Origin of the sequence: Castellaniella caeni NBRC 101664, from assembly GCF_001592225.1 — a bacterium.
Lineage (GTDB): Bacteria > Pseudomonadota > Gammaproteobacteria > Burkholderiales > Burkholderiaceae_B > Castellaniella > Castellaniella caeni.
The window spans coordinates 71530-87618 of the sequence record NZ_BCWN01000010.1 but is presented as its reverse complement, the minus strand read 5'-3'; the positions used below and the strand labels follow the sequence as shown (position 1 = coordinate 87618).

16 protein-coding genes and 1 riboswitch are annotated in these 16089 nt (G+C 65.3%); of the genes, 6 read left to right on the top strand and 10 right to left on the bottom strand.

Going from position 1 to position 16089, the window contains the following annotated elements; all coding sequences use genetic code 11:
* Nucleotides 1-21: 21 nt before the first annotated feature.
* Nucleotides 22-750, bottom strand: coding sequence for a prepilin peptidase (locus tag CCA01S_RS08295; protein ID WP_066456802.1), 729 nt, complete (start codon nucleotides 748-750; stop codon nucleotides 22-24).
* A 90-nt stretch (nucleotides 751-840) separates the two neighbouring features.
* Between CCA01S_RS08295 and CCA01S_RS08290 the strand changes: the two genes are divergently transcribed.
* Entirely contained in the window at nucleotides 841-1557 is a 717-nt protein-coding gene (locus CCA01S_RS08290; protein WP_066456797.1) for a hypothetical protein, read from the top strand.
* On the opposite strand, the gene CCA01S_RS15270 is transcribed toward CCA01S_RS08290, so the two are convergent.
* The 4 genes from CCA01S_RS15270 to CCA01S_RS08275 all read right to left on the bottom strand — a co-directional run bounded on the left by CCA01S_RS15270 (nucleotide 1451) and on the right by CCA01S_RS08275 (nucleotide 3989).
* On the bottom strand, nucleotides 1451-1912 hold the full coding sequence (locus CCA01S_RS15270) for a response regulator transcription factor (protein WP_103035191.1): 462 nt from the start codon (nucleotides 1910-1912) through the stop codon (nucleotides 1451-1453). The two genes, CCA01S_RS08290 and CCA01S_RS15270, sit on opposite strands and share 107 nt — an antisense overlap.
* A 125-nt stretch (nucleotides 1913-2037) precedes the next feature.
* Complete coding sequence (gene panC / locus CCA01S_RS08285) at nucleotides 2038-2889, bottom strand: pantoate--beta-alanine ligase (protein ID WP_066456796.1); 852 nt, start codon at nucleotides 2887-2889, stop codon at nucleotides 2038-2040.
* Between the two features lie 23 nt (nucleotides 2890-2912).
* Nucleotides 2913-3785 (bottom strand): segregation and condensation protein A, encoded by an 873-nt coding sequence (locus tag CCA01S_RS08280; RefSeq protein WP_066456793.1) that lies wholly within the window; start codon nucleotides 3783-3785, stop codon nucleotides 2913-2915.
* Nucleotides 3786-3797: 12 nt separating this feature from the next.
* Entirely contained in the window at nucleotides 3798-3989 is a 192-nt protein-coding gene (locus CCA01S_RS08275; RefSeq protein WP_066456844.1) for a DUF3460 family protein, read from the bottom strand.
* Nucleotides 3990-4121: 132 nt separating this feature from the next.
* On the opposite strand from CCA01S_RS08275, the gene CCA01S_RS08270 reads away from it, so the two are divergent.
* Nucleotides 4122-5492, top strand: coding sequence for a DHA2 family efflux MFS transporter permease subunit (locus tag CCA01S_RS08270; protein WP_066456792.1), 1371 nt, complete (start codon nucleotides 4122-4124; stop codon nucleotides 5490-5492).
* Between the two features lie 81 nt (nucleotides 5493-5573).
* Here the strand turns inward: CCA01S_RS08270 and CCA01S_RS08265 are convergent, their stop codons facing one another.
* From CCA01S_RS08265 to CCA01S_RS08255, 3 genes are all read right to left on the bottom strand, one after another.
* On the bottom strand, nucleotides 5574-6377 hold the full coding sequence (locus CCA01S_RS08265) for a helix-turn-helix transcriptional regulator (protein WP_066456789.1): 804 nt from the start codon (nucleotides 6375-6377) through the stop codon (nucleotides 5574-5576).
* Between the two features lie 79 nt (nucleotides 6378-6456).
* A complete protein-coding gene (gene metH / locus CCA01S_RS08260; protein ID WP_066456788.1) occupies nucleotides 6457-10230 on the bottom strand; it encodes a methionine synthase in 3774 nt (1257 codons plus the stop codon).
* A gap of 64 nt (nucleotides 10231-10294) precedes the next feature.
* On the bottom strand, nucleotides 10295-10888 hold the full coding sequence (locus CCA01S_RS08255) for a histidine phosphatase family protein (protein WP_146030564.1): 594 nt from the start codon (nucleotides 10886-10888) through the stop codon (nucleotides 10295-10297).
* Nucleotides 10889-10985: 97 nt separating this feature from the next.
* Between CCA01S_RS08255 and CCA01S_RS08250 the strand changes: the two genes are divergently transcribed.
* Nucleotides 10986-11141, top strand: a complete 156-nt coding sequence (locus tag CCA01S_RS08250; protein WP_157076520.1) for a hypothetical protein — start codon at nucleotides 10986-10988, stop codon at nucleotides 11139-11141.
* A gap of 9 nt (nucleotides 11142-11150) precedes the next feature.
* Here the strand turns inward: CCA01S_RS08250 and CCA01S_RS08245 are convergent, their stop codons facing one another.
* On the bottom strand, nucleotides 11151-11972 hold the full coding sequence (locus CCA01S_RS08245; RefSeq protein ID WP_066456838.1) for an adenosylcobinamide-GDP ribazoletransferase: 822 nt from the start codon (nucleotides 11970-11972) through the stop codon (nucleotides 11151-11153).
* An 89-nt stretch (nucleotides 11973-12061) separates the two neighbouring features.
* Here CCA01S_RS08245 and CCA01S_RS15265 point away from each other — a divergent pair, with 89 nt between their 5' ends.
* Entirely contained in the window at nucleotides 12062-12262 is a 201-nt protein-coding gene (locus CCA01S_RS15265) for an antitoxin MazE-like protein (RefSeq protein ID WP_084386607.1), read from the top strand.
* Nucleotides 12262-12582, top strand: coding sequence for a type II toxin-antitoxin system PemK/MazF family toxin (locus CCA01S_RS08240; RefSeq protein WP_066456780.1), 321 nt, complete (start codon nucleotides 12262-12264; stop codon nucleotides 12580-12582). The genes CCA01S_RS15265 and CCA01S_RS08240 overlap by 1 nt, the downstream gene beginning before the upstream one ends.
* A gap of 26 nt (nucleotides 12583-12608) precedes the next feature.
* Here CCA01S_RS08240 and cobT read toward each other — a convergent pair whose 3' ends face one another.
* Complete coding sequence (gene cobT / locus CCA01S_RS08235; RefSeq protein ID WP_066456779.1) at nucleotides 12609-13646, bottom strand: nicotinate-nucleotide--dimethylbenzimidazole phosphoribosyltransferase; 1038 nt, start codon at nucleotides 13644-13646, stop codon at nucleotides 12609-12611.
* A gap of 90 nt (nucleotides 13647-13736) precedes the next feature.
* A riboswitch (cobalamin riboswitch) is annotated at nucleotides 13737-13912 on the top strand.
* A 105-nt stretch (nucleotides 13913-14017) separates the two neighbouring features.
* Between cobT and CCA01S_RS08230 the strand changes: the two genes are divergently transcribed.
* Entirely contained in the window at nucleotides 14018-15952 is a 1935-nt protein-coding gene (locus CCA01S_RS08230; protein WP_066456778.1) for a TonB-dependent receptor domain-containing protein, read from the top strand.
* Nucleotides 15953-16089: the final 137 nt, after the last annotated feature.

Here is a 16089-nt window from a genome sequence, read left to right as displayed (position 1 = left end):
GGTTACGAGCCGGCAGGTGGGTTACGAGCCGATGCAGGCGGGCCACGGGCCGATACAGACGGCCCAGACCACCCAGGGCACGGCCGCGGCGGCAAGAAAGGGGCCAAACGGATAGGCCGCGCAAGACCAGCCCGCGTGGCGGCGCCAGGCGCGTACCGCGTGGCAGACGATGCCCAGCACGCAGGCGGCCCATAACACGTGCAGGGTGGCGGACACCCCCAGCCAGCCGGACATGGCGGCCAGGCACTTGACGTCCCCCCCGCCCAGACCGTCCTGCCCGCGCCAGCGGCAATAGAGCGCGGCCAGCCCCGCCAGGCCGCCCCAGACCAGGGCCGACGCCGCGGCGGCCACCCAGGGCCGGGCCTCGAGCCCCAGGCACCACCCGGCCACCATCAAGGGCAGCGTCAGGGCGTCGGGCAGCAGGCCACTGTGCCCGTCGATGCAGGCCAGGGCCAACAGCACAAGACACAGGCAGAACAGGGCCGCGCCCGCCGCGCCACCCCAGATGGCCAACCCCGCGCCCAGGCCGCCGCACAACACGGCCATCGGCGCGTCGCGCCCGAGTCGCAGGGGTGCGCGGTGCGCCAGGCGGATCGCCTGCCAGAGCGTGCGCGCATCGGGCGCAGCCCCGGCGGCCAGCCGCCGGGCATACACCTGGCCGCAGCGCACCATGCCGCTGCCCAGGGCCAGGCCCAGCAGCAACAGCGAACCGGCCAACGAGGCCGTCGACAGCAGGCAGTCGGCCCCCATCAACCGAGCTGCCGCCGCAAGCGCCGAAGACTGCCCAAGCGCCTGGCAAATGCGTAGAATGGCGGTTTCGCCCAACCGCCCCCTACCGTCATGCTGCGAGTCATCTCTACCCCCATTGCCCGTACCCTGGGCCTGAGCCTGTTGCTGGTCGTCTTGAGCGCCTGCGCCCAGCAGCGCGAACCGGGTTACTACGACACGCCGCGCGAAAGCACGATGACCGACGCCCTGCACCGCGCCCAGGGCAGCGCGGACACGACCGCGCCGTCTCAGCTGCAGTTTGGCTTCGGCACGCAAGAGCAAAAAGCCAAGCCGGCCAGCCCCGCGCCAGCCCAGGCGGCCCCCGCCAGCGCCGAAGCGCATCCGGTGCACGCCACGGCATCCGGGGCCGCCGCGCCCACAACCGCGGCCCCCCCCCGGCCCGGCCTGCCGCAGGAACTGGCGGAAACCAAGACCTACCTGGGCACCCTGGCCTGCACGGATGGCGGACAATGCCCGGCCAGCCGCCTGACCCTGACGCTGGCCCCCGACGGCCAGTGGCGCGCCCGCAAAGCCCCCGCCGAAGGCAGCGGCGCCAGCCAGACCGCCCTGGGATGCTGGTTTCTCACCGACACCAACCCCACGCGCATCGTGCTGCAAAGCGGCGAGCACCCCTACGCCAGCCTGGAGTTCGTTCAGTCGAACGTGCTGCAGGTGCTGCGCATCAATGGCCAGCCGCCGCTGCTGGCTGCGCACCTGACCCGACAGGCTGATCTCGACCCGATCGACGAGCTGGCTGCGACACCGGCCCAAGCCTGCCCGGCGCAATAAACCCGGCGTTTTCAGAGGCCCGGCGATGCCGCGCGCCCACGGGTGCGCGCACGGCGCCCGCTGTCGGCACACGCGGGCGCGCGGCCCTTTGTCGGCCTGCTTCGCAGTCGTCGGTGGTGCGGGGCAGCTTCATGTGCCAGCGCACGCAACGCTGGGTGAGTTCGACCGCGTTGCGCACGCCCACCTTGGAGAAGATGCGCGCACGGTGGGCTTCGATGGTGCGTCGCGACACTTGAAGCTCGGCGGCAATGTACTTGTTGGAACGCCCGTGCGTAATGTACTGGGCCACTTCGCGTTCGCGCAGTGTGAGACAGCTGAATGGTGAGCCCCCAGGCGGATTGCCTTCAGGGCCCATGCCGTTGGTGGACATGATGTTTCCCCGACTTTGAATGAATGTCGGGAAATTCTGTCATGCGCATCCAGCCGGGGCAGCTGACAGCATTGCCAGCCGCCCTGGCCGGGCAGGCAGAGGGCCGGAAATCAGCCGACCTGGAATTCGAGGTTGTCGATGAGCCGGGTGCTGCCCAGGCGTGCCGCGGTGAGCACCACCAGGGGTTCGCCCGCACGGATTTCCTGCACCGTGGGAGCCTGCAGATCGCGCTGGCGACGCACGGCGACGTAATCCGGAGCCCAGCCCCGGGTGCGCAGGGTGCGCATGGCGTCGGCCTCGACCGCCTCGCGGTCGTCCCGCCCCGCCCGCAGGGTGTCGCGCACCTGCTGCAGCAGGCCGTACAGCTGGGGTGCCTCGGCGCGCTCGGCCACCGACAGGTAGCGGTTGCGCGACGACAGGGCCAGGCCATCGGCGTCGCGCACGGTTTCGTGGGCGATGATCTCGACCGGCAACTGAAACTGACGGCACATGGCGCGCACGATCATGAGCTGCTGGTAATCTTTCTTGCCGAACACGGCCACGCGCGGCTGCACACAGGAAAAAAGCTTAAGCACGACCGTGCTGACGCCCATGAAGAAGTCGGGGCGGAATTCGCCTTCGAGTATCTTGCCCAGGGCCTCGGCGGGCTGGATGCGGAAGTTTTGCGGCTCGGGGTAGAGTTCGCGTTCGTCGGGCGCAAACAGCACGTAGACATCGCGTTCGCGTTCGAGTTTTTCGATGTCTTCGGCCAGGGTGCGCGGATAGCGGTCGAAGTCTTCATTGGGGCCGAACTGCAGGCGGTTGACGAAGATGCTGGCCACGACCGGGTCGCCATGCTGCCGCGCCAGCCGCATGAGCGACAAGTGGGCCGCATGCAGATTGCCCATGGTGGGCACGAACGCGACGCGCAACTGGCCGCGCAACTGGTCGCGCAAATCTTCGATGGTGTGGACGACTTTCAAGGCGGGCTCCGGCACTCAGCGTCTCAGGCTGAGCGCGTATAGGATAGTCTGACGTACAGCGGCGCATACGGCGCCGCCTGGGTGATTTCCAGCAGGGATTCGCGAGCGAGTTCCAGCAGGGCGAGAAAATGCACCACGATGACGGCGGCGGGGTCGCCCGACTGGATGCGCTCCATGAAGAGTTCCGTGAACTCCAGGAAGCGCACGTCGGACAGGCGCCGCAGGATGTGGCTCATGTGATCGCGCACCGACAGCTGCTCGCGCGTGATGCGGTGGCTGGCGTTCAGGCGCGCGCGCTGCAAGATGGCCGCCCAGGCATCGCGCAGGTCGGCCACGGAAACATCGGGCAGCACGACCTCGACGTCCAGCTCGGCGGCGGCCTGGGCCACCCAGAAGTCGCGCCCCACGCGCGGCAAGGCATCCAGGTGCTGCGCCGCGAGCTTCATGCGTTCATATTCGAGCAGACGGCGCACCAGTTCGGCACGCGGGTCTTCGGCTTCTTCGCCGGTCTCGGAGACGCGTACCGGCAGCAGCATGCGTGACTTGATCTCGATGAGCAAGGCCGCCATCAGCAGGTATTCGCCCGCAAGCTCAAGATTGGTCTGGCGCACCTGATCGACGTAGCTGAGGTACTGGGCCGTGACCTCGGCCATCGGAATGTCGAGCACGTTGAAATTCTGCTTGCGGATGAGATAGAGCAGCAGGTCGAGCGGCCCCTCGAAGGCTTCAAGAAAGACTTCAAGGGCGTCCGGCGGGATGTAGAGGTCTTGCGGGATGGCAAACAAGGGCTCGCCATACAGCCGCGCCAGCGCCACGTGATCGACCACGTCTGGCGTGGTGTCTACGGCGGGCGCCATCAGCGCATCGAACTCGGCAGCCGGTCGGGAGGGCGGCATGAGGCGGCGGGATCAGGCCTTCTGGTAATAGACGTAGGGATCTTGCGCGACCTTGGCCTTGCGAAAGCCTTCTTGCTGTTCGGCATTGAGGTCGTGATCCCAGAGGCGGAAGCGCCCCGCGCGCTGGCGGGCTTCGGTGTCGGGATGATCGACTTTGTACTGATTGATGAATTGCGTCAGTTCGGAAGTGAAGTTGTTTGCCATAATGATGTGCTTACAGATAGCCATGACCAATGCGGCTCAAGTGTACTGCACTCGGGCACTGGTATGCCCCCGATGTCCGATCCGATTCCCAGCCCGCCGCCCGGCCCCGCCCCCCGCTCCCGCGAACAACGGATGATCCCGTTCATCGTGGGCTGCGCCCTGTTCATGCAGATGCTCGACTCCACCGTGGTGGCCACGGCCCTGCCCGCCATGGCGCTGGATTTTCACACCACCGCCGTGCACATGAACATCACGATCACGGCCTACCTGCTCGCCACGGCGGTGTTCGTGCCCATCAGCGGCTGGGCCGCCGACCGCTTCGGCGCCCAGCGGGTGTTCCTGGCCGCGATCCTGCTGTTTGCGCTCAGCTCGGCGGCCTGCGCCGCCTCGGGCACGCTGGCCCAGCTGGTCGCCGCCCGGGTCGCCCAGGGGGCCGCCGGGGCCATGATGGTGCCCGTGGGGCGCATCATCTTGCTGCGGCGCATCCCCAAGTCGGAACTCGTGCAGGCCATGGCGTTTCTCACGCTGCCCGCGCTGCTGGGGCCGGTGATCGGCCCGCCGGTGGGCGGTTTTCTGGTCACCTATGCCTCCTGGCACTGGATTTTCCTCATCAACATCCCGGTGGGCATCCTGGGCATCGCCCTGGTGCTGCACTACATCAGCCGCGACGTGCCCGACACCCGCCCCCGGCTGGACACCCCCGGCTTTCTGCTCAGCGGGATCGCCATGGCGGCGCTCATGACCTGCCTCGAAGCCGCCGGGCACGGCAGCCTGGGCGCGGGGGCCTTGCTGGGGCTGCTGGTGCTGGGGATTCTCTGCGGGGTGCTGTACGTGCGCCACGCGCGCCACGCCACCTACCCGATCATCGACCTCAGCCTGCTGCGCACGCAAACCTTCGCCGTCTCGGTGCTGGGGGGCAATCTGTGCCGCTTCGGCAGCGGCGCCTCGCCCTTCCTGCTGGCCATCCTGCTGCAAGTGGGCTTTGGCCTGTCGGCCTTCTCGGCGGGGCTGATCACCTTCACCTCGGCGGCGGGCGCCCTGCTGATGAAACTCGTGGCCACGCCCATCGTGCACCGTTTCGGCTTTCGCCGCGTGCTGATGTGGAACGCGCTGATTGCGGCCAGCCTCACGGGGGCCTGTGCCCTGTTCCAGGCGACGACCCCGGTCTGGATCATGGTGGCCGTGTTGCTGGTGGGCGGTTTTTTTCGCTCGCTGCAGTTCACGGCGGTCAACGCGCTCACCTACGCCGACCTGGACTCGGCGCAGATGAGCCGCGCCAGCAGCTTTTCGGCCATGGCCCAGCAGCTGGGCATCAGCCTGGGGGTGGCCTGCGCCGCCGTCACGCTGAACCTCAGCATCAGCCTGCGCGGCGGCATCGAAGCCGACCGCATCGACGTCATGTGGGGCTTCATCGTCACGGCGCTGTGCGTGGCGGCATCGGCGTTGTCGTTTCGGCGACTGTCCAACCGCTCGGGCAGCCAGCTGCGCCGACACAAGGCTTGAAAGCCCTCTCGGCACCCCGCGCCCGCACAAGACAGGCAGCCCCTTTGGCGCATGGCCGCAGCGTGGCGGCACCGACATGCATTATGGCCCGGGGGCCTCGGCCAGGTTTTCCAGCAGCATGACCAGCTTGCAGTCGGGTCGGATGGCCAGGCGAAACGTGAACTGGCGAAAGCGCAGGCGCCCCTGCGCCGGGTGCTGAAACTCGCGCACGCCGCCTTCGCGATCGACCACGGTCTGGCGCGTCCAGCAATGGGCAAACAGCGGACTGCCCGCCTGCAGCTCGGCCACCAGCGCGCCGATGGTCTCGTCGCCCGCGAGCGCGGCCACGTCGGCGCGAAACTCGGCCACCACGCGGCTGGCGCGCTCTTCCCAGTCGACCACCAGCGTGCGCGCCGCCGGGTTGAGGAAGATGAACTGCAGCAGGTTGGCGCGCCCCTGGGCGGGCCAGCCATCGAACAGGCGCTCCAGCGCCGCGTTCCAGGCCAGCATGTTCCAGGCCTGATCGAGGATGTAGGCCGGCCCGCGGATGCTGTCCACGCAATCGCCCAGGCCCTCGGGCAAGGCCACGCCCTCCAGGCGCCCGGCCTGGGGGTCGGCGCACTCGGCCAGGCTGAACAGGTAATGGCGCTCGGCGCGCGTGAGGTGCAGCGCCTGCGCCAGGCGATCCCAGACGTCTACCGAAACAGACACCTCGCGGCCCTGCTCGATCCAGGTGTACCAGGTGGTACTGATGTCGCACAGCTGGGCGATTTCTTCGCGCCGCAGGCCCGGCGTGCGCCGCCGCAGGCCGGGCGGCAGACCGTGATCGGCCGGGCTGACGCGCGCGCGGGCGCTGCGCAGAAAAGCACCCAGGCTCTGGCGGCGCACCGCGTCATCGCGCGACATGACGCCCCCCCGCGCGGTGGCCAGACGACGCCATGCCCATCGGGCAATAGGCCGCCAGGACGTGCAGCGGCCCCACGGCCTAGCGCAGCACGCTCGCCAGGGAGCGGCGCACGTCGTCTTCGTCGCGCCCCGTGCGGCGCACGTAATCGGCCACCTGGTCGGCGCCGATGTTGCCCACGTTGAAATACTTGGACGCGGGATGGCTGAAGTAGAAGCCCGACACGCTGGAGGCCGGCATCATGGCGAAGCCCTCGGTGAGCTGCATGTCGATCTCGTGGCACTGCAGGATGTCGAACATGGCGCGCTTGACCAGGTGCTCGGGGCAGGCGGGGTAGCCCGGCGCCGGGCGGATGCCCTGGTATTTTTCGTTGATGATGTCCGCGTTGGGCATGTCTTCGTCAGGCACATAGCCCCAGAGGTCGCGCCGCACGCGGGCATGCAGGGTCTCGGCAAAGCCTTCGGCCAGGCGGTCAGCCAGCGCCTTGAGCATGATGACCGAATAATCGTCGCCCGCATCCTGGAACTGCTGTTCGTATTTTTCGATGCCCAGGCCGCCGGTGACGGCAAACATGCCGATGTAGTCCATCACCCCGGTTTCTTTGGGGGCGATGAAGTCAGCCAGGCATTTGTTGTCGACCCCGTCGCGCTTTTGCGTCTGCTGGCGCACGCCGCGCCAAGTGAGCAGTACCTCGCTGCGGGTTTCGTCGGTGTAGATCTCGATGTCGTCATCGTTGATGCTGTTGGCGGGGTAGAAAGCCACCACGCCATTGGCCGTCAGCCAGCGGCCCTCGACGATGCGCTTCATCATGGCCTGGCCTTCTTCGTAGAGCTTGCTGGCCTGCTCGCCCACCACCTTGTCGGTCAGGATGGCGGGAAACTGCGCCATCAGGCCCCACGACTGGAAAAACGGCGTCCAATCGAGAAACTTGAGGATTTCGTGCAGGTCGTAGTGCTTGAACACCCGGCGGCCAATGAACTTGGGGCGCGGCGGCGTGTAACTGGCCCAGTCGATGGCGGGCTTGGCGGCGCGCGCCTGCTCGATGGTGAGCATGGGCGTGGCCTTGCGGTTGGCATGGCGCTCGCGCACCAGCGTGTATTCGTCGGCCACCTCTTGCAGATAGGCTTTCACCTGGTCGGACATGAGATTGGTGGCCACCCCCACCGAGCGACTGGCATCGGGCACGTAGATGACCGGGCCTTCGTAGTTGGGCGCGATCTTGACGGCGGTGTGCACCTTGCTGGTGGTGGCCCCGCCCACCAGCAGCGGAATGTTGCGCTCGCGGAAATACGCGTCGCGCTGCATCTCGGAGGCGACGTAGGCCATTTCTTCGAGGCTGGGGGTGATGAGGCCCGAGAGGCCCACCATGTCGGCGCCCACCTCTTTGGCCTTGTCGAGAATCTTGGCACAGGGCACCATGACGCCCATATTGATGACTTCAAAGTTGTTGCACTGCAAGACCACCGTGACGATGTTCTTGCCGATGTCGTGCACGTCGCCCTTGACGGTGGCGATCACCACCTTGCCCTTGGAGCGCACGTCGCCACCCGCTTCGGCCAGCAGACGCTTTTCTTCTTCGATGAAGGGCAGCAAGTGGGCCACGGCCTGCTTCATCACGCGCGCCGACTTCACCACCTGCGGCAGGAACATCTTGCCCGCGCCGAACAGGTCGCCCACGACGTTCATGCCGTCCATGAGCGGGCCTTCGATGACCTCGATGGTGCGCCCACCGGCGGCGTCGATCTCGACGCGCACTTCTTCGGTGTCTTCAACGATGAAGGTGGTGATGCCATGCACCAGCGAGTGGGTGAGGCGCTCGCGCACCGTGCCCTCGCGCCAGGTGAGGTCTTCTTCTTTCTTTTTGCCCGCGCCGCGCAGCGTATCGGCCAGTTCGACCAGGCGTTCGGTCGAGGTGCGTTCGTCCGCCGGGTCGGTCTTGCCCAGGGGTTCGGCGCGATTGAAGACGACGTCTTCGATCAGGTCGCGCACCTTAGGGTCGAGTTCGGAATACACGCCCAGCTGACCGGCATTGACGATGCCCATGGTCAGCCCGCGCTGGGTGGCGTAATACAGCACGACGGCGTGGATGGCCTCGCGCATGGCCTCGTTGCCCCGGAACGAAAAGCTGACGTTCGAGATGCCGCCGGAGGTGCGCGCATGCGGCAGGTTGTCCGTGATCCAGCCCACGCCTTCGATGAAGTCCAGGCCGTAGCGGTTGTGTTCTTCGAGGCCGGTGGCAATGGCAAACACATTGGGGTCGAAAATGATGTCTTCCGGCGGAAAGCCCACCTGATTGACCAGAATGTCGTAAGCCTTGGAACAGATATCGATGCGCCGCTGCAGGCTGTCGGCCTGACCATCCGTATCAAAGGCCATCACGACCACAGCCGCCCCATACTTGCGGCACAGCCTGGCCTGTTCGATGAAGGGTTCCGGGCCTTCTTTCATCGAAATGGAGTTGACGATGCACTTGCCCTGCACGCAGCGCAGGCCGGCTTCGATGACCGGCCACTTCGAGCTGTCGATCATCACCGGCACGCGGGAAATGTCTGGTTCGGAGGCCAGCAGGTTCAAAAAGCGCGGCATGAGCGCCAGGGCATCCAGCATGCCCTCGTCCATATTGATGTCGATGATCTGCGCGCCGTTTTCGACCTGCTGGCGCGCCACGGACAACGCCTCGTCGAATTTTTCTTCGCGGATGAGGCGCAGGAACGCCTTGCTGCCCGTGACGTTGGTGCGTTCGCCCACGTTGATGAACAGGGTATCGCGGTCGAAATTGAGTGCCTCGAGCCCCGACAGGCGCGTCTTGACGGGGATGACCGGCGGCTGGCGCATGGGCAGCTTGCGCACCTTGCGGGCGATCTCGCGGATGTGCTCGGGCGTGGTGCCACAGCACCCACCCACCACGTTCACCAGCCCGGCCTGGGCAAACTCTTCGAGCAGGCCGGAGGTGTCGGCGGGGGTTTCGTCAAAGCCGGTTTCGGCCATGGGGTTGGGCAACCCGGCGTTGGGATACACGCAGACGTAGGTGTCGCAAATCTTGGACAGTTCAGCCACGTAGGGGCGCATGAGTGCCGCCCCCAGGGCACAGTTCAGGCCAATGGTGACGGGCCGCGCGTGGCGCACCGAGTTCCAGAAGGCCTCGACCGTCTGGCCCGACAGAATGCGCCCCGAGGCATCGGTCACCGTGCCGGAAATCATCACGGGCAGGCGGATATTGCGTTCTTCGAAGATGGTTTCAATGGCAAAAATGGCCGCCTTGGCGTTGAGCGTATCGAAAATGGTTTCGATCAGCAGCAGGTCGGCCCCGCCGTCGATGAGCCCATTGACCTGCTCGGTATAGGCCACGCGCAGTTCTTCAAAGGTGACATTGCGCGCGCCCGGATCGTTGACGTCCGGAGACAGCGACGCCGTTTTGGGCTGCGGCCCCACCGAGCCCGCCACGAAGCGCGGATGATCGGGGGTGGACACGGCATCACAGGCCTCGCGCGCCAGGCGCGCCGAGGCCACGTTGAGTTCGTAGGCGATGTCCAGCAGGCCGTAGTCGCCCTGGGCCACGCGGGTGGCGCCAAAGGTATTGGTCTCGACCACATCGGCCCCCGCATCGAGGTAGCCCCGGTGGATTTCGCGGATGACGTCCGGGCGCGTGAGCGACAGCAGTTCGTTGTCGCCCTTGAGATCGTGGTCGTGCCCGGCAAAGCGCTCGCCCCGGAAATCGGCCTCGGTGAGCTTGTAGCGCTGGATCATGGTGCCCATGGCCCCATCGAGCACCACGATGCGTTGCCCCAGCAGGCGCACGAACTCGGCGCCACGGGTGTAGGACTCGATGGGATAGGGCAAGACGGGGTAGGACACGGTGAAATCCAGTTGGTAGATATGCGGGAATACAGCGGACAGTTTTTGATTGTATCGTTGCTGTCTAAAGCAAGACCAGCCCGCCGGGGGGCGGGGCCGACAGGGCCAGGGCATGGGCGCAGGCGCGCGACAGGTCGGGCGGCCCAAACGCGCTACCTTCGGGACGCAGGACGCACCAGGCCTGCAACAGGCGGATGACACCACCATGGCAGACCAGAATCGCATCCCGCCCCTGGCCGCGCCAGGCTTCATAAGCGGTGGCCACCCGGCGCATCATGTCCAGGGCAGACTCGCCCCCACCGGGCGCATGGCGCACAGGGTCGGCAGCCCAGGCATCGACGGCGCGTCGGCCGATGGCATCCCAGGCGCGGCCTTCCCAGGCACCGAAGTCCATTTCCTGCCAGGCGGGGCTGGCCTCCAGTGGCAGCGCCAGGCGCGTGGCCAGGGCCTGGGCCAAGACCTGGCACCTGGCCGCCGGGCTGCTGAGCAGGCGCGCGTACCCCCGCCAGGGTTGGTGCGGGTGGCCGGTCGCGTCCCAGACGCGCAGCCACGCGGCCAGCGCGTCTGGCCGGGCGGCGACGTCCAACCGGCCATAGCACAGGCCCGGCGCAATGGCGGGTGCCGTATGGCGAATCAACAACAGACGCGGGGCTGCCAAGGTAGCTTTTCCTGCCTCAATCCATTACACTAGGGTTAACCCTATAGAGGTTTTCACCAATCAATCGCTGATGATTCACAATAACAAGGAGATTCGCATGTTGGTTCCCTTCTCGAACTACCCCGTCAACGAAGCCTTCGAGCGCTTGATGGCCGAAGAACGCGCCGCGCGCGCCAACAAGCCGCACACCAGCCTCATGGCCCGCATTTTGGACGCCCTCTTTGGCGCGCGTCACGCCCCGGCCTGCGCATAAGCCGCCGATTCAGCCCAGCACCGACAGCAGCCCCAGATAGCAGCCCAGTTCGCCCAGCTGCTGGGCGGCCCCCAGGCCGTCTCCGGTATAACCGTCCAGGCGCCGCGCCAGCAGGCGCGCCATCCAGATCGTCCCCGCCAGGCCCAGCAGCAAGGCCATGGCGACGCCAGCCGACGGCACGATGCGCGCTGCGCCCAGCGCGACGGCGGGCAGCAGCCCGCAAACGGACGCAATGACGAGTTCATATCCGCGCATGCGATGCCCCAGCGGCTTGGCCTTGCCCTCTTCACGCGCATAGCGCATGCGCCAGATGATGAGCGCCGAGCCCAGGCGCGAGGCCGGGTGCGCCAGCATGAGGGCCGCCGCCGTCCAGGCGGGCGGCAAGGCGTTCAGCGTTGCAAATTTCAGCGCCAACATCAGGCCCAGGCCCGCCGCGCCATAGGTGCCGATGCGCGAGTCTTTCATGATCTGCAAGGCCCGTTCTTTGCTCACCGCCCCGCCCAGACCATCACAGGTGTCGGCAAAGCCGTCTTCATGAAAAGCCCCGGTGACCACCAAGCTGGCCGCCATGGACAGCAGCACGGCCACCGCCTGCGGCCAGACACTGTTCGCCAGCAGATACACGAACGCGCCAAGCCCGCCCACCACCCAGCCCACCAGCGGGTAGTAGCGCGTGCAGTGCTGCAGCCAGGCGGGCTTGAAACCCACCCACGTCGGAATCGGCAGGCGCGTAAAGAACTGCAGGGCCGTGAAAAACAGCCGACACTCGTGTTGCAGGCGGCAGACACGGCCCTTCTGGGTGCACCAGGCGAAAGCAGAAAAAAGAGACATCAAGAAAGAGACCAAAAAATCATACACGTGCTTGCCGTTCGTTGTCGGGCAAGCTAGCCTACTCTCATCAGCCCAATAGGAAGCGTATCATGCACCATTCAATACGAAACCAGCGTCGTCCACAGCAAAACCAGCTACGCTCGCTTCAACTCTGGGTACCTGACACCCAACTATCTGGCTATGCGCAGGCTATAAAAGAACAATGCATCGCACTCAACAGCGACGCCGAAGAGCAAAGCGTTCTTGCGCTGACTGAAGCGGCTATGCATGATATCGAAGGCTGGCGCTAATGCAACGCGGCGACCTCGTCGTCGTCTCGCTGCCCGGTGCTTACGGCAAGCCACGACCCGCCTTGGTCATTCAGTCCAATCTACTGGCAGAACTCAACAGCGTCATCATCTGCCCCGTCACAAGCGAACTCCGCAATGCGGCATTCAGGGTCACCATCGATCCTGATGCTTCCAACGGCTTGCAGGTTCGCTCGCAAGTCATGGTTGATAAAATCTCCACCTTACCCAGGGCAAGAACGGGGCCTATCTTCGGGCATCTCGACCATGAAGCCATACGGGCCATCGAACGCGCGCTGCTCGTGGTCACCGGAATTGCTTGAAATCGACCGTCACTACCGCTGATTGCTCACGCCTGGTCGCTGACGCCCGCGCCCTCGAAGCTGGCCATCTCGCACAAGAACGCGGCGGCGGCCTGCACCAGGGGCCAGGCCAGTACGCAGCCGGTGCCTTCGCCCAGGCGCAAGCCCAGAGCCAAGAGCGGTTCGCCGCCCAGAATCTGCAGCAGGCGGGCGTGGCCGCGCTCTTGCGACTGGTGACAGAACACACAGTAGTCCAGCACATTGACGTCAAAACGCGAGGCCGCCAGCAAGGCGGCGGTGGCAATGAAGCCGTCGATAAGCAGCACCTTGCGGCGCGAGGCCGCACCCAGCATGGCGCCGGCCATCATGGCGATTTCGAGCCCGCCCAGCGCGGCCAGCGCCTGCAGCGGCACGGACGCCGCCGCATGCAAACGCACGGCCCGCTCGATCACCGACACCTTGTGCCGCACGCCCGCGGCATCCAGGCCCGTGCCCGCCCCCACGCACTCGGCGACGGCCAGGCCGGTGAACCGGTGCATGAGCGCCGCCGCGGGCGTGGTGTTGGCGATGCCCATCTCGCCAAAGCCCACAACGATGCTGTCTTCTTGCGCCATCAAATCCACGCCCGCCTGCAAGGCTTGCGCGCACTCGACCAGCGTCATGGCGGGTTCGCTGGCCAGATTGCCGCTGGCCGCACGAATTTTGCGGTTCAGCAGGCCGTCGCGGACGCCAAAATCGTGCTTCACCCCGGCATCGACGACCTGCAGCCGCACGCCTTGCTGGCGCGCCAGCACGTTGATGGCCGCGCCTCCGGCAAGAAAGTTTTCCACCATCTGCCAGGTGACGTCCTGCGGATAGGCGGACACGCCTTCGTTTGCCACGCCATGATCGGCGGCAAAGACGTACACGACAGGGGCCGACAGCGTTGGCGCCAGCGTACGGCGGATCATGCCGATCTGCTGCGCCAGGGATTCCAGGCGCCCCAGGCTGCCGCGCGGCTTGGTCTTGCCGTCGATGCGCTGCCGCAGGCGCAGCGACAAGGTGTCGTCCCGGGTGGGCGTGATGGGGGGAGAATTGAACGGCATACCAAGCACAGGAAAATGAGGTATGCAGTATACAAACCCCACGAACGCCCATGAATGCTGGGGCCTTCAGAGGCTGGGCAGACGAACCTTATAATACGCATCGAACCAGGTATGCCGGGATGTGCTCGCACGTCCCGGCATTCAAACGGGAAACAGACGGTTTGCCTTGCAACCCCCAGCTGTGCTGCCCCCGCAACGGTGCGCATCGGCCAGGCCACACGCCCGGCCATTGCCAGCCCGATACCGGCCTGCTTCAACCTTCCCTACGTCTGCCCGACAGCCACACCGCCTTACCCTTCCCGGCGGCGGCTGTTCACGGACAGGCCTCAATAACAACGGTGTGCGGGGACGCGCACCACACAGGGCTACTCATGAGCATCCCATTCTCACGGCGCACGCTGGCCGCCGCCATCTGTCTGTTTCCCCTGGCCGCCACGGCCCAATCCCAGAACTCCGCTGACGCGCCATCGACCACCCCGGTCTCCCGCCTGTCCGAGATCGTCGTCACCCCCAGCCGCATGGCCGAGCCGCTGAGTGATGTCGTGGGCGATGTCACCGTGATCGGCCCCGAACAACTGGCCAACGCCCCAGGTGAAAGCCTGGCGCAGATCATCGGCCAGGCACCAGGCGTGCAGTTCACGACCAACGGCGGGCCGCAGACAGCGACCGGCCTGTACCTGCGCGGCGCTAGCACCAACCAGTCACTGATCCTGATCGACGGCATGCGCATCAACGGCTCTACTTCAGGCGGCGCAGCTTTCCCGGCCATCGATCCAGCCATGGTGGAACGCATCGAAATCGTGCGCGGCGCGGCCAGCAGCCTGTATGGCTCTGACGCCATTGGCGGGGTGATCAACATCATCACCAAAAAGGGCGAACAGGATCGCCCGCTGTCGGCCTGGGCCAACGTCGGCTACGGCACATACGAAACCTCGAAATCCAGCCTGGGCCTGTCGGGCGCCAGCGACGGCTGGGACTACAGCCTGTCGGCCAGCGCGAACGACAGCAAGGGGTTTGATGCGACGCGCAAGCGTATGGCAAACAACAGCGATAACCTCGGGCACTACGCCGATAAGGACGGCTATCGCAGCCACGCGGTCTCCGGCACTTTGGGTTACCGCTGGGCTGAAGGCCACCGCATTGGGCTCACCGCTTACAACAGTCAAATACGCGGCGACTACGATGCGGGCTCATCTGTGCCAGACGCTTACGCCTTCTACCGCCAGCAAGCCTATGGAGTCACCAGCACAGACCGAATCACGGATTGGTGGGAAAGCGACTTGAAATTCGGCTTTACGAAAGACGGGTACGATGACCGCACCTACAACACGCTATTCAATTCTCTCAAGCGGCAATATAGCTGGATCAACACCGTCACCCCCATCCAGGATCAGCATCTCTCGCTGCTGCTTGAACGGCAGGAAGAGCGCGTTGAAAGCAGCACACAGTACGATCAAGCAGGACGCAACACCAATGCTGTCGGCCTCATTTACAAGGGCAAATTCGATCGCCTGCATACGCAAGCCAGCGTGCGCAACGATAACTACACGGACTACGGCAACCAGGCGACCGGCAGCCTGGGGCTGGATTTCGATCTAACGAATGCCTGGCAGGTCGGGATTGCTGGAAACACTGGGTTCCGTGCACCAACATTCAATGATATGTACACACCCTTTACCGACTACGGGTATGGAGATATCTTTCAGGGCAACCCGAACCTGAAGCCAGAAAAATCTAAAAACATCGAAGCGCACGTGCAGTACCAAACCGAAGCAACGCTGGTACGAGCCACGATCTATCAAAATCGCATCAGAAATCTGATCAGTGGATACGTCTTTGACCCTGCACTCGGCTATAACACGGCAAAGAACACTAGTAGAGCCACTATCCGCGGTCTCACACTAACAGGTGAACAGAGACTGGGTGACACGACGCTTCGTGCAAGCGCAGATTTCTTGGATCCACGCAATGACACACCACAGGCAGCACAAGGTTACTTCCCTGCAGAAGGCTCAACACTTCTGCGTCGTGCCCGCCAAGTCTTCCACGCCAGCGTCGAACACCGCATCCAGGCGCTGAAGCTGGGGGCCGAATACGAGTACACCGGCAATCGCTACGATGATGCGGCCAACCAAACACGCCTGGGCGGCTTCTCGCTCGTCAACCTGACTGCCGCCTACGACTTCAGCAAGTCGCTGGGGGTGCAAGTGCGCTGGAACAACGTGTTCGACAAGGACTACGTGCTGGTGGACGGCTACAACACGCCGGGTTCCAACGTGTTCGTCAACCTGTCCTGGCGGATGTAAGCATGCCGGACGGCGGGACAAGCTGGGCTGCACGCACACGGCACTGGTTCGCAACGCGAGCCGCCGTCTGGGCACGCCTGCGTCCCGTCGGCACGGCCATGTTGCTGGTCGGCAGCCTGCTCTGCCCGCCAGCAACC